Origin of the sequence: Actinophytocola sp. (assembly GCF_049647105.1) — a bacterium.
GTDB lineage: Bacteria > Actinomycetota > Actinomycetes > Mycobacteriales > Pseudonocardiaceae > Actinophytocola.
Genome location: NZ_JBARWZ010000169.1, coordinates 1 through 18136, shown reverse-complemented (window position 1 = coordinate 18136; position 18136 = coordinate 1). Strand labels below are relative to the sequence as shown.

Genomic DNA, 18136 nt, shown 5'->3' with positions numbered 1-18136 from the left:
GGCCCGGCCGGGCTCGCCGCCGCCACCGCCGCCCGCCGCGCCGGGGCGCGGGTCGTTCTTCTCGACTCCGGCACCCGGGTCGGCGGGCAGTACTGGCGGCACCGCGAAGGGCACTCCCCGGTACCGGCCCACCTGCGCCATGACCTCCGGCCCGGCCACGCGGTCTGGCACGTCGAGCCCACCGCCGACGGGTTCACCACCCACACCACCGAGGGCGAGGTCCGGTCCCGCACCGTGGTCATCGCGACCGGCGCACACGACCGCCAGCTTCCGTTCCCCGGCTGGACCCGGGTCGGTGTGTTCACCGCGGGCGGTGCGCAGGCCCTGCTCAAGGGTCACGGCGTCCTGGTCGGCGACCGGGTCGCCGTCGCGGGCACCGGGCCGTTCCTGCTGCCGGTCGCCGCCGGGCTCGCCGTCGCCGGGGCCAGGGTGGTCGGCGTGTTCGAGGCAGGTTCGCCACTCGGCTTCGCCCGCCACCCGGGTGCGCTCGGCCGCAACCCCGGCAAGCTCGTCGAGGGTGCTCGGTACCTCCGGGTGCTCCGGAAGTACCGGGTTCCGTTCCACACCCGGGCGACGGTCGTCGCCGCGCATGGTGACGACCGGGTGCGCGCGGTCACCGTCGCGAGGCTCGACCGGGACTGGCGGCCGGTCGCCGAACGCGAGATCGCGTGCGACGCGGTCGCGGTCGGCTACGGGTTCACCCCACAGTTGGAGCTGCCGCTGCAACTCGGCTGCGACACCCGCGTCGACACCGACGGCAACCTCGTGGCCGCCGCCGACGAGTGGCAGCGCGGCTCGGTCCCCGGTGTCTACCTGGCCGGCGAGGTGTGCGGGGTCGGTGGTGCCGAACTGTCCGTCGTGGAGGGCTCGATCGCCGGGACACATGCCGCCGGGGCGGCACCGGACCGGCGGCTCCCGAGGAAGCGCTCCGCACTGCGGGCGTTCGCGGCCGCCATGCACGACACCTACCGCATCGGCGACGGCTGGCAGGACTGGCTCACCGACGACACGCTGGTCTGCCGCTGCGAGGAGGTCGCGGTGCGGGCGGTCCTGCGCTCCGTCGTGGACCTCGGCGCCACCGACGCCCGCGGTGCCAAGCTGCTTGCCAGGCCGGGCATGGGCCTGTGCCAGGGACGCGTGTGCGGCTACCCGACCGCGTGCCTGGTCGCGAACGCCCTCGGCAGAACCGTGACCGAGACCGACCTGCGTGGCATGGCGGCACGGCCCATCGCGCAACCGGTGACCCTGGCAGGACTGGCGGAAGGTGTGGAGTCATGAGCGGAGCTTGCGGAGCGAATCATCAAACACAGGGCGACCGCGAGCGGTCGCTCGGGGCCTGCGAGAGGCGATCATGAACAAGCCCTGGCACGGCGTTCTGGTGGCGACCGCGTTGCCGATGACCGACCGAGGGGAGATCGACTTCGAGCGGTTCGGCACGCATGTCGCGTGGCTGGCGGAAAACGGGTGCCACGGCGTCACGCCGAACGGGTCGCTGGGGGAGTACCCGACGCTGACCGTCGAGGAGCGGGCCCGCGTGGTGCGCACAGCGGTCGACGCCGCGCCCGACGGGTTCACCGTGATGCCCGGCGTCGCCGCCTACGGCGCGGCCGAGGCGCGGCGGTGGGCCGAGCAGGCGGCCGAGGCGGGCTGCCCAGCCGTGATGTTGTTGCCGCCCAACGCCTACCGCGCCGACGAACGTGCCGTGCTCGCGCACTACCGCGAGGTCGCCAAGGCCGGTTTGCCCATCGTCGCCTACAACAACCCCATCGACACCAAGGTGGACCTCGTTCCCGAACTGCTCGCGGAGCTGTACCAGGAGGGGTTGATCGTCGCCGTCAAGGAGTTCACCGGCGACGTGCGGCGGCCCTACCGCATCGCCGAGCTGGCGCCCGGGCTCGAGGTGCTGTGTGGTGCCGACGATGTGGCGCTCGAACTCGCGATCGCGGGCTCGCCCGGCTGGATCGCCGGGTTCCCCAACGCGTTGCCGAAGTCCACTGTGGAGTTCTGGCGGGCGGCCTCCGCCGGTGACCTCGCGACGGCGCTGCCGCTGTACCGGGTGCTGCATCCGTTGCTGCGGTGGGACTCCCGGGTCGAGTTCGTGCAGGCCATCAAGCTGAGCATGGACATCGCGGGGCGGTACGGCGGGCCGTGCCGTCAGCCAAGGGTGCCGCTCACCCCGGAACACGAGGCCGCCGTGCGGCAGGCCACCGAACGCGTGTTAGCGGAGGAGCGGAGCGAGCAACCCAGCACAGAAGGTCTGTCCTGATGCGTGCCAAGCGTGTCTTCCACGCCGTCGACTCCCACACCGAGGGGATGCCGACCCGGGTGATCACCGGCGGTGTCGGTGCCATTCCCGGCGACACGATGTTCGCGCGCCGCCAGTACTTCGTGGACAACCTCGACCACCTCCGGCAGCTGCTGATGTACGAGCCGCGCGGCCACTCCGCGATGAGCGGCGCGATCCTCCAGCCACCCACCCGCGACGACGCCGACTGGGGCGTGGTGTTCATCGAGGTGTCCGGCTGCCTGCCGATGTGCGGGCACGGCACCATCGGCGTGGCCACCGTGCTCGTGGAGACCGGTATGGTCGAGGTCACCGAACCGGTCACCACGATCCGGCTCGACACCCCGGCCGGTCTCGTCGCCGCCGACGTCGCGGTGACCGACGGCGTGGCGCGGTCGGTCACCATCCGCAACGTGCCGTCGTTCTCGGCCGGGCTGGACCGCACCGTGGAGGTGCCCTGCTTCGGCGCGGTCCGCTACGACATGGCGTTCGGCGGCAACTTCTACGCCATCCTCGGTCTCGACCAGCTCGGGCTGCCGTTCGACCGGGCGGAGAAACAACGCATCCTCGACGCCGGACTGTCCATCATGGATGCCATCAACGACCAGGACCGGCCCGTGCACCCGGAGAACCCCGGCATCGCGGGCTGCCACCACGTCTACCTCGCCGCACCAGGGTCGACGGCACGCCACTCCCGGCACGCCATGGCCATCCATCCCGGCTGGTTCGACCGTTCCCCGTGCGGCACCGGGACCAGCGCCAGGATGGCGCAGCTGCACGCCCGCGGCGAACTGCCGCTTGACACCGACTTCCGCAACGAGTCGTTCATCGGCACCCACTTCACCGGCAGGCTCGTGGCGGAGACCACGGTCGGCGGCGTGCCGTCGGTCGTGCCCACGATCACCGGCCGTGCCTGGGTGACCGGCACCGCCCAGTACTTCCTCGACCCGGACGACCCGTTCCCGAGGGGGTTCCAGCTGTGACCGACTCGTTCGCCGCGCTCGGCGCCCGCAGGAACCTGCGTGAGGAGATCACCCAGACCCTGCGCGCCGCCGTGATCTCCGGCGAGCTGCGGCCGGGGGTCGTGTACTCCGCGCCCAGCCTGGCCGCGCAGTTCGGCGTCTCGGCGACCCCGGTCCGGGAGGCCATGCTCGACCTGGCCGGTGAGGGACTCGTGGACTCCGTGCGCAACAAGGGGTTCCGGGTCACGTCGGTGTCCGAGAAGGACCTCGACGACCTGAGTGAGCTGCGTGCCCTGATCGAGGTGCCGACGGTGCGGCGGATCACCGCGGCCGGGGTGGCCCCCGCGGTGCTGGCCTCGCTGCGGCCCCTGGCGTCGACGATCGAGGAAGCCGCCGAGGCCGGGGACCTCATCAGGCACGTCACCGCCGACATGGAGTTCCATCTCAGGCTGCTCGGGCTCGCGGGCAACGCGCATCTGGTGGAGACGGTGCGGTCGTTGCGGGCCCGGTCGCGGATCTACGGCCTGCGTCGCCTCGCGGACCGGGGCGAGCTGGTGCCGTCCGCGCATGAGCATGCCGAGCTGCTCGACCTGATCGCCGCTGGCGACGCCGATGGCGCGGAACGCCTCATGGACCGCCACATCCGCCACGTCCGCGGCATCTGGGCGGAGTGACGGTCCTGGTGCCGGTGTGTCAGTCCACCCGTGGGCGCGAGTCGAGTGCGGCCGCCGCTTCCGGTGTCGGTGCGGTGCCGCCGAGGTGGGCGGGTAGCCAGAACGGCTCGGAGCCCGGCTCCGGCTTCACCGGGTAGTCGGCCTGGGCCTGTTCCAGCAGCGCGCTCATCCTGGACCGCAGGTCGGCGGTGAGAGCGTCCAGGTCGTCGTCCGGTTTCGGCTGGAACGGCTCGCCGGCCCGGATCAGGATCGGCACGTGACGCTGCGTGAGGTCCTTCGGCCTGCCCTTGGTCCACAGGCGCTGGCTGCCCCACACCGTCATCGGGATCACCGGCACGCCCGCCTCCATCGCCATGCGGATCGCACCCGACTTGATCGGCTTCACCGTGAACGACCTGCTGATCGTCGCCTCGGGGAACACGCCGACGACCTCGCCGTCGCCGAGCTTGGCCACCGCTTCCCGGTACGAGGCAAGGCCCGCCGAGCGATCGACCGGGATGTGGCGCATGCCACGCATCAGCGGGCCCGCGATCCGGTTGGTGAAGATCTGCTCCTTGGCCATGAACCGGGTCTTGCGCCCCGACGGCAGCCCGGCCAGCCCGCAGAAGATGAAGTCAAGGTAGCTGACGTGCGTGCAGGCGAGCACGGCCCCGCCGGATGCCGGGATGTACTCGGCGCCCCGCACCTCCAGCTTCATGTCCAGCACCCGGAACATGGTTTTGCAGGCGGCGATCACCGGCGGGTAGACAAGCTCCACTCGTACCCCATTTCGACAGTGCCCGTTTTGGGAAGAACGATCGAGGCACCCGCCCAGTTCCGGTTTCGGCTGGGTACGGTGCTCAACGTCACGGCGGAAGGGAGCAGTGGGTGAGTCTCGCGATCATCAACGCGGCGGTGTTCGACGGCGAGTCGGCGGAGCCCGTCGACGGGCCGGTCCTCGTCGAGGAGGGCCGCGTCGCGGCCATCGGCGGGCGCGCCGACGCCGACCGGGTCATCGACGCAAGGGGTGGAACCGTCCTACCCGGACTGATCGACGCGCACTGCCACGCGTACGGGATCTCCCTCGACATGCTCTCGATCGAGGCCAGCCCGCTCAGCTACCTCGCGCTGACCGGCGCGCGACGGCTGACGGCGGCACTCGAACGCGGGTTCACCACCGTGCGTGACGTGGCGGGCGGTGACCCCGGCCTCGCGCGGGCCATCGCCGAGGGCACCATCCGCGCCCCGCGCTACCTCTACACCGGCGCCGCGCTCAGCCAGACCGGCGGCCACGGCGACCCGCGTGGCGTCGACAGCGACGTGTGCGGCTGCCATGCCCACACCTCCGAGGTCGTCGACGGCGTCGACGCGGTGCGTGCGGCGGTGCGTGACCGGTTCCGGCGCGGCGCCCACGCGATCAAGATGATGACCTCCGGCGGCGTGATGTCCCTCGCCGACCCCATCCGGGTGCCGCAGTACTCGGCCGAGGAGATCCGCGCCGCCACCGACGAGGCACGCAGGCGCGGCAGCTACGTTGCCGCGCACGCCTACTCACCCGAGGCGATCCGCCACTCCGTCGAGAACGGGGTGCGCTCGATCGAGCACGGCAACCTGATGGACGCGCCGACCGCAGCCCTGATGGCCGAGCACGGCGCGTTCCTCGTGCCGACCCTCGCCACCTACGACGCGATGTCCCGGCGCGGCGCCGACGTCGGGCTCGCCCCCGTCGGGCTGGAGAAGAACCGCGAGGTCCTCACCGAGGGGGCCAAGGCCATCGAACTGGCCCGTACCGCTGGCGTCGCCATCGGCTTCGGCACCGACCTGATGGGCGCGCTCGAGGACGAACAGCTCCAGGGCCTGCGGCTGCAGGCCGAGGTGGACGGCGTACTGAACACGCTGCGCTCCGCCACATCGGTCAACGCCGACCTGCTCGGCCGCCCCGACCTCGGCCGGGTCAAGGTCGGCTGCCCGGCCGACCTGCTGATCGTCGACGGCGACCCGTTCACCGACCCGTCGGTGCTGTGGGGATCACCGGAACACCGCACGGTCATCCAGGCCGGCGTCCCGATCGGGGAGGCGGCCTGATGCGGTACGTGGCCATCGGCGACAGCTTCACGGAGGGTGTCGGCGACGAGCTGGCCGACGGTTCGTCGCGGGGCTGGGCCGATCTGGTGGCCTCGGGGCTCGCGAGCGCGACCGGCGAGACCGTGCGGTACGCCAACCTCGCCGTCCGAGGCAGGCTGCTCGAACCCATCGCCACCACCCAGCTCGACGCGGCGCTCGCGCTGTCGCCCGCGCCGACGCTGCTCACCTTCAACGGCGGCGGCAACGACATGATGCGCCCCGGCGTGGACCTGGCCCGGCTGGTGCGGCTCACCGAGCACGCGATCCGCCGCTGCGCCGACGCCGGTGTCGGCCTCGTGTTGCTGAGCGGCGCCGACCCGTCGGACCGGCTGCCGTTCGGTCGCATGATCCACCGCCGGGGCAAGGAACTGACCGTGGCCGTCACCGAGCTGGCCGCCCGCCACGACCTCGTGTTCGTCGACATGTTCAACGACAGGGAGATCCGCGCACCCGGCTACTGGTCGGCGGACCGCCTGCACCTCAACGGCGACGGGCACCGCCGGGTGGCGTCCCGGGTGCTCGCCGCCCTCGGCCATCCCGTGACCGCGCACGTCGTCGCGCCGCCGCCACCAGGCCGCAGGAGGGTGCTCGCGGAGGCCCGCTACTACCGCGAGCACGTGCTCCCGTGGCTCAACCGCAGGGTGCGGGGCCGCTCGTCCGGCGACGAGCGCGCAGGCAAGCACCCGGCCTGGATACCCGTCGAGGCAATGGTCTGACCTGACCGGAGCCCGTTTTCGGACAACGGTTTCTGGTGCCCAGGTCACCGGGTGCTCTGCGCCAGCAGGTCCCGCAGTGCGTCCGGTGGTTCCAGGCCCAGCTCGTCGAGGAGGACGCGCCGACACTGGTCGTACTGGTGCTGGGCCTCCGCGCGGTTGCCCGCCGCCAGGTGGGCGTAGATCAGCGCGCGGTGGGCACTTTCCCGCAGCGGCTCGGCCTGTACGGCGGCAAGACCCGCCGCCACCGCCTCGCCGTAGCGGCCCGCCGTGGTCAGGCGCCGCGCCATCGCCTCCAGCGCGTACAGCCGGAGCTGGTGGTACTGCTCCTGTTCCAGCAGCACCCACTCGTTGTCGGACCACTCCGGCAACAGGTCCGAGGACAGGTCGTCGCGGGTCTGCCGGTTCAGGATGTCCTCGCACACCGACGACTTGTCGAGCAGCTGGTGCGCGCGGCCGATCGCGTCGTGGATGTCGACGTGAATTTCTTTCGCCAGCGCCATTTCCTGCGCGGACGCGCTGATGATTCCCGGTTCGGTGCGCAGCGCGCGCCACAGCGACGACCGGAGGTTGGCGTTCGCGCGGGTGTTCGTGGCCTCCGGCCACAGCGTGCGCGCGACATAGGTTCGGGTGCGCGGCCTGTCCTGCAGCGCAAGGAAAGCGAGCAGCTGCTGGGCACTCGACGAGAGAGCGATCCGGTTCTCTCCCACGATGAGGGCAAAACCCTTGAGCAGCCGCAATGAAACGATCTGCTGTACGTCACTGCGCATCGGTCCCCCAGGGCGACGCCTCTGATAGAGATCGGGATACGCCCTCCCGTAAGGGTATTCGTCGGCGTTTCACGGATCGTTACCGTGCAGTATCGACTCTACGCGTCAATGTGGCGTCACCGGAACGTCATCGGGCCTGCTTCGCAGTTGTGTCAGCCAGTCCTCGACGGCCGCGTGCACGGCGCTCGCCGAACTCGCCGCCGATGGCGGCGCCTGCTGTGCACCGATGGCGGAGAAGATCCTTACCCGCAGGCGATCCGGCCGGCCATCCTCCAGCCATGCACGCAGGACCATGCTGCCGCTGTCTTCTTCCGGGGCATCCACTGGTTCCACGAAACGTGAGGATGCACCGGCGATGTCACCGCCGCGTCTTCGGCGCGTCAACGCACCGCGCAGGGAACGCGGTGGTGACGCGGAGGCGACGGCTGGATCGCGGACCTGACACGCGCTGCTGAGATCCTGCCGGTGCCACCCCTTCCGAGCCCGCTCGGCCAGGTGGCGAACAGGAGGAATCGCATGGGGGACTTCGGTGTCGTCGCCGACGTGTCGACCATCGTGGTGGAGCGGCTCACCAGGGCCCTCGCGGGGCTGAGCACCGAACCACTCCGCGCGGTACTGCACGACCTTTCCGAGCCCGTGCAGACGGACGTGCCGAAACTGACGGTGTTCTTGTACGAGATCGCGGAGGACCCGGCCTCCCGCAACCGGCCGCCGATCCGCTCCCTGCCGCCGGACCCGCCCACCACGCGCAAACCGCCGATGGCGTTGCTGATGCGGTATCTCATCACCCCGTGGGGCGGGGATCAGCTGACCCAGCACCGCATGATCGGCCGTGCGCTGCAGGCCTTCTACGACGACGCGATCCTCGACGGCGAGGAGCTCACCGGCAGCCTCGCCGCGTCAACGGACACCCTGCACGTCACGCTGACCCCGCTGACGCTCGACCAGAAATCCTGGGTCTGGTATGCGATCCAGAAGCCCTACCGCCTGTCGCTGAACTACGAGATCCGCGTGGTGAACCTGGACTCCCTCGACGTGTCGGCACTCCGGCTGGTCAGCAGCCGCACCATCGACGGGACGCCGTTGCCATGACGAGGTTCTACCGCATCGAGAGGTCCGTGCTGTACAGCCCGGCCTGGTTCGTGCCGTTCGACGAGTTCACCGGCCGCCAGAGGACGGCGGGCGTGACTGTGGCGCTGGATCGCTTCGACACCGGCGAGAACACGTGGCTGCCGCAGGACACCCAGGCGGTCCGCACCCCCAGCGCCGCGATCACCTTCCCTGGCCTTGGCAGGCGCGGCGGTCCCGGCCCCGGCCGGTTCCGGGCGCGGTTCGGTGCGGCGGGGTACGCGCCGCTGTACCCGGCCGACGACGAGCCGTTCGTGGCCGACGCACTGGGCGTCGAGTTCCTCACCTACCCCTACGACGACACCCAGCCGCCCGCCGTGCCTGCCGAACCGCGGCTGGTGCGGCTGCTGCCGGGTGCCGCTTTCCCTTACGGGCCAGGCGTGCGCACCGTGTACGGCGTCGTCGTCGACGCGGCGGCACGGACCCCCGTGGCGAACGCGCTGGTGGTGGCCGATGGCACGACCGGCGTCGACGGCGTGCCGTGGCGCGAACGCACCCTGACCGACGCCCTCGGCGTCTTCCGGCTGGCCCTGCGGTGGGAAGGCGAACCGGCGGATCCACCGGACGACACCGAAACCTTCCGCCTGCTGGCCACCGAGCGGCCGGGCCGGACCGGGTCACTGGCGATCCGGCTGCCTGGAGACCGCGACCGCGGGCACGTCATCGAGATCGTCTCCGAGTAGTGGAAGTTAGGAGCCAGCCATGCCCGAGTATCTCAGCCCCGGCGTCTACGTCGAGGAGATCGACGCGGGGCCGCGGCCGATCGCGGGGGTGAGCACCAGCACGGCGGGCATGGCCGGGGTCACCCAGCGCGGCCCGACCGACGGGAAACCCAAGCTCGTCACGAACTTCCTCGAGTTCCAGACCACGTTCGGCGGGTTCCTTCCCGAACCAGGCCAGCTCGTCCGCGACGCGTGGGCGAACGACCCGGGGGAGGGCGGCCGCTGGTGGTTGTTCCCGTTGGCGGTCAAGGGTTTCTTCGACAACGGCGGCCAGCGCCTCTACGTGAAGCGGGTCGCGAGCGCGGGTGCGGTCGCCGCCTCCGCCGACTTCGGCCAGGGACTGGTGAGCGCCATCGTGCGGGACGCCGCCGCAGGTGCCACGTCGCTGGAACTTGGCCACGTCCTTGGCTTCACCGGAACCGACCTGATCACCGTCTTCCGCGGCGGCGACAACGTCCAGATCGTCACCGCGACCATCACCGCCTACACCGCCGCCACCGGGCGGGTCCAGCTCGACCGGCCGCTCCCCGCCGCGGTGAAGGCGGCGCGCGGCGACTACGTACAGGTCGGTGCCCGCTCCACGGACGGGAGCCTGCGGTTCACGGCGTCCAGTCCGGGGTCGTGGGGCGCCGGGGTGGAGGTGCGGATCCAGGCGTCGGCGAGCGCCACGCTCCCAGTGTTGCCCGAGCCCGCGCAGGGCCCGCTGTTCGTCACCCAGTTCGCCGAGGAGTCACCGGCCGACAGCAACACGATCGTCGTCAACGCCGTGCCGGGAATCGACTTCACACCACCGTCCGGCGGCGTGTGGATCCTCATCAACAACCGGCGCTTCCCGGTCACCGTTGGCGAGGTGACCGACGGCCTGGTCACGCTGACACTGCCGCCGAACACCACCCACCCCGCGTGGCGGGTCGGCCTCGGCGTGCGCAGGGTGCGGCTCGCGAACGACGGCGCGGGCACGGCGCTGCGGATCGGCGGCGCGAGCAGGCTGTACGAGAACGCGGTCACCCAACTCGACACCGGCGACGAACTGACCACCCTGCGCGTCGTGTCGATCGCGGGCGACCTCGTCACCTTCGACGCGAACACCCCGGGGGAGGTGTTCGAGTCCGCCAGGCTCATCCTCGTCGAGGCCGTGGTGGACACCCGGTACACGGAACCGGGTGGCGCCTCGGTGACCGAGACGTTCCGCAACCTCCGGCTGACCTCCGACACCGATCCGGCGAGCGTGTCCGCCGTGCTGACGACCCAGTCGCGGCTCGTGAGCGCGACCGCGCTGCCGGAGATTTCCACCGACCCCGCGCACTTCCCCACTCCTGGGACCGGATCGTGGTTGCGGCTGGGCGGTGCGGGAACCGACGGCTATGAGGACCTCTCGGTGGCGGACTTCGTCGGCACCGACGGCGGCAGCGGCAAGCGCACGGGCATCGTGGCACTGGAGGACATCGACGAGATCTCGGTGTGCGCGGTGCCCGGCGTGTGGTCCGGCACGGTCGAGTCGGCGCTGATCACGCACTGCGAGCTGCTCAAGGACCGGTTCGCGATCCTCGACCCGCAGGACGGGCTCGACATCGAGGGCATCCAGACCTTCCGGGAACCCTTCGACACCAAGTACGCGGCGCTCTACTACCCGTGGCTGGTCACGACCGACCCGTCGGCGAACGCGGCCGTCGAGGTGCCACCGTCGGGTCACCTGGCCGGCATCTATGCCCGCGTCGACAACGAGCGCGGGGTGCACAAGGCACCCGCGAACGTGGTCATCCGCGGCATCCGGCTCACCGACGGGATCGCGCAGGACGTCACCAAGCGCCACCAGGACCTGTTGAACCCCAAGGGGATCAACGCGATCCGGTTCTTCCCCGGCCTCGGGCAGCGGGTGTGGGGCGCGCGGACGCTGTCGTCGGACTCCGCGTGGAAGTACATCAACGTGCGCAGGCTGTTCCTGTTCCTGGAGGAGTCGATCGACGAGGGCACCCAGTGGGTCGTGTTCGAGCCGAACGACGAGTCGCTGTGGGCGCTGGTGCGCCAGACGGTGTCGAACTTCCTCACCACGGTGTGGCGCACCGGCGCGCTCGCGGGCACCACGGCGGACGAGGCGTTCTTCGTGACCTGCGACCGCTCCACGATGACCGAGGACGACATCGCGAACGGGCGGCTCATCTGCGTGATCGGTGTCGCGCCGGTCTTCCCGGCCGAGTTCGTCATCTTCCGGATCCAGCAAACGACCCGAGGGACACAACTCGTCTAGGTAGCCCAAATGATTGAGAGGCAACGAAGATGCCACCAGTGACACGGGACGACCCGTACGCCGCCTACAACTTCCTCGTCATCGTGACCAATGTCAGCGACGACGGCGTGGCGGTGAGCGGGTCCTTCACGGAGGTCAGTGGGCTGGACGTGGAACTGCCGGTGATCGAGTACCGCACCGGCAGCGAGGACATCACGGTCCGCAAGCTCACCGGCATGAAGAAGTTCCCGAGCGCGCTCACCTGCAAGCGTGGCGTGACCGGGCACGTCGGGTTCTGGAACTGGGTGAAGGAGGCGCTCGACGGCCGCGTGCGCCGCACGTCCGGCTCGATCGTGCTGCTCGACGAGAACCGGCAGGAGACCATGCGCTGGAACTTCGACCGCGCGTGGCCGACGAAGTACACCGGCCCGTCGTTCAACGCCACCAAGAACGAGATCGCCATGGAGACGCTCGTGATCGCGGTCGAGAGCCTGCTGATCGATGCATGAGCGAGCTTGCGGAGCGCATCGTCGATACGGCACGGATTCATGACCAGCGCGGCGTTTCCCGGTGTCTCCCTCACCTTCGTGCCCCGCGGTTCGGACGCCGAGCCGCTGCGCACGGATGTGGCGGCGTTCCTCGGCCGGACCAGACGCGGACCGGTGGACACCCCGGTCCGGGTGGAGAGCTGGAACGACGTCGTCGACGCGTTCGGGCCACCGGACGGGTCGGCGGCCACGCCGTACGCGCTGCGCGGCTTCTTCGAGAACGGCGGCCGCACCGCCTGGGTGCTGCGCGTCTCCGGCCCCGCCGCCACCGCGAGTGCCGAGTGGACGGACGGCTGGCGGGTCGTCGCCACGAGCCCCGGCGCGTGGGCGAACGGCGGTCGCGTCTCCATCCGCTACCAGGGCAGTTCGGTGGCCGGGCCGCCGACGATCACCGTGCGGGTGCGGGTGCCCGGCGAGCGGACGGAGATCTTCGCGGGCCTGCCGCCGGGGGAGGTCACCGACCGGCTGACCGCGTCCCGGCTCGTCCGGCTGGTGCCGGACGGCGGCCCGCCCGACCTGGGCGGGGCCATCTCGACCACGTGGGACCTCACGCTCACCGGTGGCACTGACGCCGAACCGGGACGCGACGAGTACGCGACCGCCGTGCGGGCACAGGCCGACCTGCCGGAGCCCGCGCTCGTGGCACTGCCGGACCTGGGTGCCGACCTGCCCGGCCCGGACCACAGCGACCTGGTGCTGGAGCTGCTGCGGACCGTGCAGCCGCTGCTCGACCGGCTCGTCGTGCTCGACGCGCCACCCGACGTGTCCACAGTGGACGACGTGCTGACGTGGACGGGGGCGCTGACCGGCACCGGTGACGACGCGCTGCTCGCCGCCGCGGCCGTCTACCACCCGCCGCTGCGTGCCCCGGCGCTCGTGGGCACCGGGCTGGCGAACGTGCCTGCCTCCGGGCATGTCCTCGGTGTCGTCGCCAGGCTCGACGCAGAACGGGGCCCGCACCACACCCCGGCCAACGCCACCGTGCTCGACGCCGTCGACCTCGTCACCGACTACCCGGAACCGCAGCTGGTCCGGCTGTTCGAGGCGAACGTCGACCTCGTGCGCTGCATGCGCGGCCGCGGCCTCGTGGTGTGGGGCGGGCGCACGTTGTCCGCCGACCCGCGCCGCCAGTACATCGCGCACCGCCGCCTGCTGCACCTGCTCGTGCGGGCGATCCGGCGGGTGGCCTGCCCGCTCGTGTTCGACGTGAACTCACCGGAGCTGCGCCTGACGCTGGTCCGCTCGCTCACCTCGGTGCTGCTCGAGACCTTCCGGACCGGCGCGCTCGCGGGTGCCCGGCCCGAGCAGGCGTTCCGCGTGGTGTGCGACGAGGAGAACAACCCGCCGGAGCAGGACCCCGCGATGGTGGTGTGCGAGATCGACGTCGCACCCGCCGTGCCCATGGAGTTCATCCGGCTGCGCCTGGTGCTCGGCCAGGACCGCGGCCTGGAGGTGATCGAGTCATGACTGGTCCGCCTCCCCGGAATTCAAGGTGTTGGTCGCGTCGAGGAGTGGAGGGTTCCGTTTGGTCACGTGCTGGTGGCTGGGTTGCGTCACGTTCCCCTGAGGTGCGGTTGAGAAGGCCTCGGCTTGAGCTGACCTTCCGGTCGAGGAAGGAGGAGGTCTCATGACTACTCCTGCCAGTGTGCTGCGGGCGCTCGGTGAGCCGCTCGTGAAGTACCGCTTCGTCGTCACCCTTGATCCAGGTGACGCCTACCTGCCGCCCGCCCAGGCGTTGCTGCTGCCGCTCGTCGCGGCGGGTGGGTTCCAGGAGGTGACCGGGCTCGGCGGGACGCTCGAGGTGGTCAGCTACGCCGAGGGTGGCCGCAACGACTCGGTCCATCAGCTGCCGCTGCGCAACACCTGGAACCGGATCACGTTGAAACGCGGCGTGGTCCGCGACCGCGTGCTGTGGACCTGGTACCAGACCGGCCTCGCCGACTCGCTCGGCGCCCGCCGCGACGGCGCGGTGATCCTGCTCGGCGCCGACGGCCTGCCCGCCATGGCGTGGGCGTTCCACGGCGGGCTCGCCGCCAAGTGGAGCGGCCCGGACCTGCACGGCGAGCAGAACGCGGTCGCCATCGAGTCCCTCGAAATCGCCCACGAGGGCCTGACGAACGTCCTGTAGGAGAGAGCGTGCCGAAGAACCTGGTCATCCACAACCTCGAGGTCCGGTTCCAAGTGGACGGTGACGACGGCGCCGTGTTCACCCGCCTGTTCAACAAGCACATCCAGGCGTGGGCGCGGTTGTACGAGCAGGAGTGCGCACGCGCCAAGCGCAGCGACACCGAACGCAAGCTCGGTGATCAGGAGGAGGGCTGGTGAGCGGAGCGACACAGCGACTCCCCGGAGCCTGTGAGGGGGAGTCGCCATGACCATCTCACCCGTTTCGTTCGCGAGCCAGGGTGCGCGGGCCCGGCTGGACATCATCCGCCCGGTGATCGCCGACGAGCGGCAGCGCCGCATCCCGCTGCGGTTCAACCCCACCGACTACAAGCTCAGCAAGAGCAACACGTTCGCCGAGATCACCATCCCCGGCCTGGAGACCCCGCCGCTGCAGTACGTCCGCGGTGGCAGCGAGACGCTCACCGTGCAGGCGCTGGTCGACACGTCCGACACGCTCGACAACGTACGAACCTCCTATGTGGACGCCATTCGCAACCTGATGCGCCCGGACAGCAGGGAACACGCGCCGCCGATCGTCCAGTTCGTCTGGGACGAGGCCGTGTTCACCGGGGTGGTCGAGAAGCTGGACGTGAACTACGTGCTCTTCCACCACGACGGCGTGCCGCTGCGTGCGCAGCTCGACCTCACGCTCAAGGAGTTCCGGCCCGCCGCACAACAGGTCGCGGACAACCCACGCTCCTCGCCGACCGTGGAGAAGAGCTACGTCGTGCGCGCTGGCGACACCCTGTCGAGCATCGCCGCCGCGGTCTACCGGCGGCCAGACGAGTGGCGATCCCTCGCGCGTGCCAACGGCATCGGCGATCCACGCGACCTGCGGCCGGGGCAGGTGCTGACCGTGCCCCGGCTGACGTGAGGGGCGCGCCATGACCGTGCCGACGGCCACCACCGCGCCCGAGATCGCCGACCCCGACCGGTACGCACCCGAGTTCGAGGTGGTCATCGAGGGCGTCGAGGCGGACCCGACCACCAAGAACGACATCCTCGACATCAAGGTGCACCGCGATATCGAGGAGATGTCCGGCTTCGACCTCGAGTTGAACAACTGGGACGACGTCAACCTGCGGTTCAAGCACAGCGACTCGCGCGAGTTCAAGCTCGGTTCCCGCGTCGCGGTGCGGCTCGGCTACGCGGACAAGCTGATGACCGTCGCGACCGGCACCATCAGCACCCTCGCGCCGAAGTTCCCGGACGGCGCGTCGCCGACCGTGTCGGTCAGCGGGGTGGACGGCATGGTGCGGCTCAAGGAGAACAAGCCGGACGCGTCGGTCGACAAGATCTACCGCAACCAGGCCGACTGGCAGATCGCCGAGACCGTCGCCCAGCGCAACAAGCTGCGGATCGTGACCACCCAGGAGGGTCCGGTCCACGACCGGGTGGTGCAGAAGAACCAGTCCGACGCCGAGTTCCTGATGGAGCGGGCGAAGCGGGTCGACTTCGACTGCTTCATCCTGCCCGACCCCGCCACCGGCGAGGAGATCCTCTACTTCATCAGGCCCACCGACGGCCGCGACGGCAGACCCATCCGGCTGTTCCGCCTCGCCTACCAACCGGGCCTCTCCACCGGCCCGACCGCGCTGCCGGCGGGCCTCGTGCCGAACCTGCTCGACTTCACCCCGACGCTCACGATCTCCAAGCAGGTCAGCAAGCTCACCGTGCGCGGCTGGGATCCCCGCACCAAACAACAGATCGCGGTCGAGGCGTCCGTCAACGACCTGCCGGCAGGCCAGAACTCGGCCGCTGGCGAAAGCGGGCCGCAGGCGGCCGACAGCGCGGCGGGTGGCAGGCAGGAAGTGGTCGTCGACGCGCCGGTCACCAGCGAGGACGAGGCCCGCGAACTCGCGGTCAGCCTGCTACGGGAACGGGCCTACGAGTTCATCACCGCGACCGGCCGGGTGGCGGGCCTGCCGGAGCTGCGGCCCGGCGACAACCTGGAGATCTTCGGCCTCGGGCAACGGTTCTCCGGCACCTACTTCGTCAAACGGGTCGAGCACACGCTGGGCACGAGCGGGTTCTTCACCACCTTCACCGGCCGCCGGATCTTCCAGGGAGACGCGCCATGAGCGGAGCTTGCGGAGCGAATCATCGATACCCAGGACGGCGCCTCGACCGCGGAGGGTGCCGGTATAGCGGAGCCTGCGGAGCGTTCCGGTGCCACGGAGCGGACGAGGGGGCGTCATGACCCGGACCGTGCCTCGCTCGCGCAGCACCGATCGTCGCTACTTCGGCGTAGTCGAGGCGATCGTCGTGGAGAACGACGGCGACGACGAGGGTCGCGTGAAGGTGAAGTTCCCGTGGTTCGACGGCGGCGCCACCATCACCGAGTGGTGCCGGGTGAGCCAGCTCTACGCGGGTGGCGGGTACGGCTCGGTGTTCGTGCCCGAGAAGGACGACGAGGTGCTCGTCGCGTTCGTGCACGGCGACATGAGGTTCCCGATCGTGCTCGGCGGGTTGTACAACGGCGTCGACAAGCCGCCGACCGCCCGCACCGACGGCCGGGACCAGAAGCTGATCCGTACCAAGGCAGGCCACGAGGTCCTGCTCGACGACGGCAACAAGGAAATCCGGATCACCACCGCAGAGGGCGGGACCGTCACGGTGACCGCGACCGGCGAGATCAAGCTGTCGGCCAAGAAGGTGACCATCGAGGCGGACAGCATCGACCTCGGCGGCGGCGCCACCCAGAAGGCCGTGCTCGGCGACGCACTGAAGGCCGCGTTCGACGCCCACATCCACCCGACACCGCAGGGACCCAGTTCCGCGCCAACGTTGCCGCTGCCCGGCGGTGTCCTTTCGTCGAAGGTGACGGTCCAATGAGCGAGCCGTTCCTCGGTACTGGCTGGCGGTTTCCGATCCTGCCCGACGAAGCCGGGCGGCTCTCCTACGCCGTCGGTGAGCAGAGCATCGAGCACTGTCTGCGTGCGTTGCTGCTCACCGCCACCGGCGAGCGCGTGATGCGCCCCGACTTCGGCACCCGAGCACAGGAGTCCGTGTTCGCCCCCGGCAGCGTGCAGAACCTGCGCGAGCTGGAGCAGTCGATCGCGGCTTCGGTCCGCACCTACGAGCCCAGGGTGGAGCTCGACAGTGTTCGCGCCGAGGCCGACCCGGCCGACGAGTCCAGGATCACCGTGTCGGTCGAGTACCGCATCCGGCGCACCAACACCAAGCAGAACCTCGTGTTCCCGTTCTATGTCGGTCTCACCGGGAGCACGCCATGACCCTGCCCGCGCCGAAGCTGGACGATCTCACCTGGGCCGACATGATGACGGCCATCCGCCGCCGCATCCCGGCCGAGTCGGACGGCGCGTGGACGCTGCACGCGCCCGTGGACCCCGGTGTCACGCTGCTCGAACTGTTCGCCTACCTCCTGGAACAGCGCCTCTACTGGCTGGACCAGGTGCCGGACGAGCTGATCGTCGCGATCCTGCGGCTGCTTGGCCTCGCCCTGCCGAGCCCGGCGCGGCCGGCCACGACCGTGCTCCAGCTGACGGCCCGCTGGCAGGACATCGATGTCCCCCTCGTGCCCGCCGAAACGCGGATGTCCCGTGATCCGGCCGGGCGCATCATCTTCACGATCGACGAGGTCGCCGTGTTCCCGGTCAGCGGCGAGGACGTGACGGTGCTGACCGATCGCGACCGCACAGAAGACCTGCTGGCCCGCCGCGGTGTGCCGCTGCTCGGCACCGGCGGCGCCGCCGCGTCGGCCCGGTTCACGCTGCCGCTGACCGGCACGCACCCGGCACCCGGCCCGCTCTCGCTTCTGTTCGAAGTGGACAGTCCGGCGGCGCCGTCCTGGTCGCCGCACGCGGTCGACCGCGTGC

Annotated in this window: 20 protein-coding genes and 1 pseudogene; 18 read left to right on the top strand and 3 right to left on the bottom strand. The window is 70.5% G+C overall.

Going from position 1 to position 18136, the window contains the following annotated elements; all coding sequences use genetic code 11:
* The 4 genes from WBA97_RS21280 to WBA97_RS21265 form a co-directional block, all read left to right on the top strand.
* Positions 1-1278 (top strand): FAD-dependent oxidoreductase (locus WBA97_RS21280; protein ID WP_424232635.1); only part of this gene is annotated, 1278 nt, incomplete at its 5' end.
* A gap of 73 nt (positions 1279-1351) precedes the next feature.
* Positions 1352-2266, top strand: a complete 915-nt coding sequence (locus tag WBA97_RS21275; RefSeq protein WP_424232634.1) for a dihydrodipicolinate synthase family protein — start codon at positions 1352-1354, stop codon at positions 2264-2266.
* Positions 2266-3267 (top strand): proline racemase family protein, encoded by a 1002-nt coding sequence (locus tag WBA97_RS21270; RefSeq protein WP_424232633.1) that lies wholly within the window; start codon positions 2266-2268, stop codon positions 3265-3267. Before WBA97_RS21275 ends, WBA97_RS21270 begins: the two co-directional genes overlap by 1 nt.
* The gene (locus WBA97_RS21265; RefSeq protein ID WP_424232632.1) at positions 3264-3920 is read left to right on the top strand and encodes a GntR family transcriptional regulator; all 657 of its coding nucleotides are present in this window, start codon (positions 3264-3266) and stop codon (positions 3918-3920) included. Before WBA97_RS21270 ends, WBA97_RS21265 begins: the two co-directional genes overlap by 4 nt.
* A 19-nt stretch (positions 3921-3939) precedes the next feature.
* Here the strand turns inward: WBA97_RS21265 and WBA97_RS21260 are convergent, their stop codons facing one another.
* Positions 3940-4635 (bottom strand): lysophospholipid acyltransferase family protein, encoded by a 696-nt coding sequence (locus tag WBA97_RS21260; protein WP_424232636.1) that lies wholly within the window; start codon positions 4633-4635, stop codon positions 3940-3942.
* A gap of 152 nt (positions 4636-4787) precedes the next feature.
* Here WBA97_RS21260 and WBA97_RS21255 point away from each other — a divergent pair, with 152 nt between their 5' ends.
* Together WBA97_RS21255 and WBA97_RS21250 are read left to right on the top strand one after the other, a co-directional pair.
* Positions 4788-5984: an amidohydrolase family protein gene (locus tag WBA97_RS21255; protein WP_424232631.1), complete on the top strand. Its 1197-nt coding sequence runs from the start codon at positions 4788-4790 to the stop codon at positions 5982-5984.
* Positions 5984-6739 carry an SGNH/GDSL hydrolase family protein gene (locus WBA97_RS21250; protein ID WP_424232630.1) on the top strand — a complete coding sequence of 252 codons (756 nt, stop codon included), beginning with the start codon at positions 5984-5986 and terminating at the stop codon, positions 6737-6739. Before WBA97_RS21255 ends, WBA97_RS21250 begins: the two co-directional genes overlap by 1 nt.
* Before the next feature lie 44 nt (positions 6740-6783).
* Here WBA97_RS21250 and WBA97_RS21245 read toward each other — a convergent pair whose 3' ends face one another.
* Both WBA97_RS21245 and WBA97_RS21240 read right to left on the bottom strand, forming a co-directional pair.
* Positions 6784-7506 (bottom strand): AfsR/SARP family transcriptional regulator, encoded by a 723-nt coding sequence (locus WBA97_RS21245; RefSeq protein ID WP_424232629.1) that lies wholly within the window; start codon positions 7504-7506, stop codon positions 6784-6786.
* Between the two features lie 105 nt (positions 7507-7611).
* Positions 7612-7839: a hypothetical protein gene (locus tag WBA97_RS21240; protein WP_424232628.1), complete on the bottom strand. Its 228-nt coding sequence runs from the start codon at positions 7837-7839 to the stop codon at positions 7612-7614.
* Positions 7840-8022: 183 nt separating this feature from the next.
* Between WBA97_RS21240 and WBA97_RS21235 the strand changes: the two genes are divergently transcribed.
* The 12 genes and pseudogenes from WBA97_RS21235 to WBA97_RS21180 form a co-directional block, all read left to right on the top strand.
* Complete coding sequence (locus WBA97_RS21235) at positions 8023-8598, top strand: DUF4255 domain-containing protein (protein ID WP_424232627.1); 576 nt, start codon at positions 8023-8025, stop codon at positions 8596-8598.
* Positions 8595-9317 carry a carboxypeptidase regulatory-like domain-containing protein gene (locus WBA97_RS21230; protein WP_424232626.1) on the top strand — a complete coding sequence of 241 codons (723 nt, stop codon included), beginning with the start codon at positions 8595-8597 and terminating at the stop codon, positions 9315-9317. Before WBA97_RS21235 ends, WBA97_RS21230 begins: the two co-directional genes overlap by 4 nt.
* Positions 9318-9336: 19 nt before the next feature.
* Entirely contained in the window at positions 9337-11604 is a 2268-nt protein-coding gene (locus WBA97_RS21225; protein ID WP_424232625.1) for a phage tail sheath family protein, read from the top strand.
* A 29-nt stretch (positions 11605-11633) separates the two neighbouring features.
* Complete coding sequence (locus tag WBA97_RS21220; RefSeq protein ID WP_424232624.1) at positions 11634-12092, top strand: phage tail protein; 459 nt, start codon at positions 11634-11636, stop codon at positions 12090-12092.
* Between the two features lie 39 nt (positions 12093-12131).
* A complete protein-coding gene (locus WBA97_RS21215) occupies positions 12132-13598 on the top strand; it encodes a phage tail sheath subtilisin-like domain-containing protein (protein WP_424232623.1) in 1467 nt (488 codons plus the stop codon).
* A gap of 160 nt (positions 13599-13758) precedes the next feature.
* On the top strand, positions 13759-14259 hold the full coding sequence (locus WBA97_RS21210) for a phage tail protein (protein WP_424232622.1): 501 nt from the start codon (positions 13759-13761) through the stop codon (positions 14257-14259).
* Between the two features lie 8 nt (positions 14260-14267).
* Positions 14268-14456, top strand: a complete 189-nt coding sequence (locus tag WBA97_RS21205) for a putative phage tail protein (RefSeq protein WP_424232621.1) — start codon at positions 14268-14270, stop codon at positions 14454-14456.
* 46 nt (positions 14457-14502) lie between these two features.
* Positions 14503-15171, top strand: a complete 669-nt coding sequence (locus WBA97_RS21200) for a CIS tube protein (protein WP_424232620.1) — start codon at positions 14503-14505, stop codon at positions 15169-15171.
* Positions 15172-15181: 10 nt separating this feature from the next.
* The gene (locus WBA97_RS21195; RefSeq protein ID WP_424232619.1) at positions 15182-16378 is read left to right on the top strand and encodes a phage late control D family protein; all 1197 of its coding nucleotides are present in this window, start codon (positions 15182-15184) and stop codon (positions 16376-16378) included.
* Between the two features lie 115 nt (positions 16379-16493).
* Complete coding sequence (locus tag WBA97_RS21190) at positions 16494-17132, top strand: phage baseplate assembly protein V (protein ID WP_424232618.1); 639 nt, start codon at positions 16494-16496, stop codon at positions 17130-17132.
* Positions 17129-17533 carry a GPW/gp25 family protein gene (locus WBA97_RS21185; protein WP_424232617.1) on the top strand — a complete coding sequence of 135 codons (405 nt, stop codon included), beginning with the start codon at positions 17129-17131 and terminating at the stop codon, positions 17531-17533. The genes WBA97_RS21190 and WBA97_RS21185 overlap by 4 nt, the downstream gene beginning before the upstream one ends.
* Positions 17530-18136, top strand: a pseudogene (locus tag WBA97_RS21180) (hypothetical protein); the annotation flags it as partial. The gene WBA97_RS21185 and the pseudogene WBA97_RS21180, both read left to right, overlap by 4 nt.

What these genes read in the sequence shown, in the direction of transcription:
- WBA97_RS21275 (WP_424232634.1), top strand. Translation starts at nt 1,352, where the DNA reads ATGAACAAGCCCTGGCACGGCGTTCTGGTGGCGACCGCGTTGCCGATG.
- WBA97_RS21270 (WP_424232633.1), top strand. Translation starts at nt 2,266, where the DNA reads ATGCGTGCCAAGCGTGTCTTCCACGCCGTCGACTCCCACACCGAGGGG.
- WBA97_RS21260 (WP_424232636.1), bottom strand. Translation starts at nt 4,635, where the DNA reads ATGTTCCGGGTGCTGGACATGAAGCTGGAGGTGCGGGGCGCCGAGTAC.
- WBA97_RS21250 (WP_424232630.1), top strand. Translation starts at nt 5,984, where the DNA reads ATGCGGTACGTGGCCATCGGCGACAGCTTCACGGAGGGTGTCGGCGAC.
- WBA97_RS21245 (WP_424232629.1), bottom strand. Translation starts at nt 7,506, where the DNA reads ATGCGCAGTGACGTACAGCAGATCGTTTCATTGCGGCTGCTCAAGGGT.
- WBA97_RS21235 (WP_424232627.1), top strand. Translation starts at nt 8,023, where the DNA reads ATGGGGGACTTCGGTGTCGTCGCCGACGTGTCGACCATCGTGGTGGAG.
- WBA97_RS21230 (WP_424232626.1), top strand. Translation starts at nt 8,595, where the DNA reads ATGACGAGGTTCTACCGCATCGAGAGGTCCGTGCTGTACAGCCCGGCC.
- WBA97_RS21225 (WP_424232625.1), top strand. Translation starts at nt 9,337, where the DNA reads ATGCCCGAGTATCTCAGCCCCGGCGTCTACGTCGAGGAGATCGACGCG.
- WBA97_RS21220 (WP_424232624.1), top strand. Translation starts at nt 11,634, where the DNA reads ATGCCACCAGTGACACGGGACGACCCGTACGCCGCCTACAACTTCCTC.
- WBA97_RS21215 (WP_424232623.1), top strand. Translation starts at nt 12,132, where the DNA reads ATGACCAGCGCGGCGTTTCCCGGTGTCTCCCTCACCTTCGTGCCCCGC.
- WBA97_RS21210 (WP_424232622.1), top strand. Translation starts at nt 13,759, where the DNA reads ATGACTACTCCTGCCAGTGTGCTGCGGGCGCTCGGTGAGCCGCTCGTG.
- WBA97_RS21200 (WP_424232620.1), top strand. Translation starts at nt 14,503, where the DNA reads ATGACCATCTCACCCGTTTCGTTCGCGAGCCAGGGTGCGCGGGCCCGG.
- WBA97_RS21195 (WP_424232619.1), top strand. Translation starts at nt 15,182, where the DNA reads ATGACCGTGCCGACGGCCACCACCGCGCCCGAGATCGCCGACCCCGAC.
- WBA97_RS21190 (WP_424232618.1), top strand. Translation starts at nt 16,494, where the DNA reads ATGACCCGGACCGTGCCTCGCTCGCGCAGCACCGATCGTCGCTACTTC.
- WBA97_RS21185 (WP_424232617.1), top strand. Translation starts at nt 17,129, where the DNA reads ATGAGCGAGCCGTTCCTCGGTACTGGCTGGCGGTTTCCGATCCTGCCC.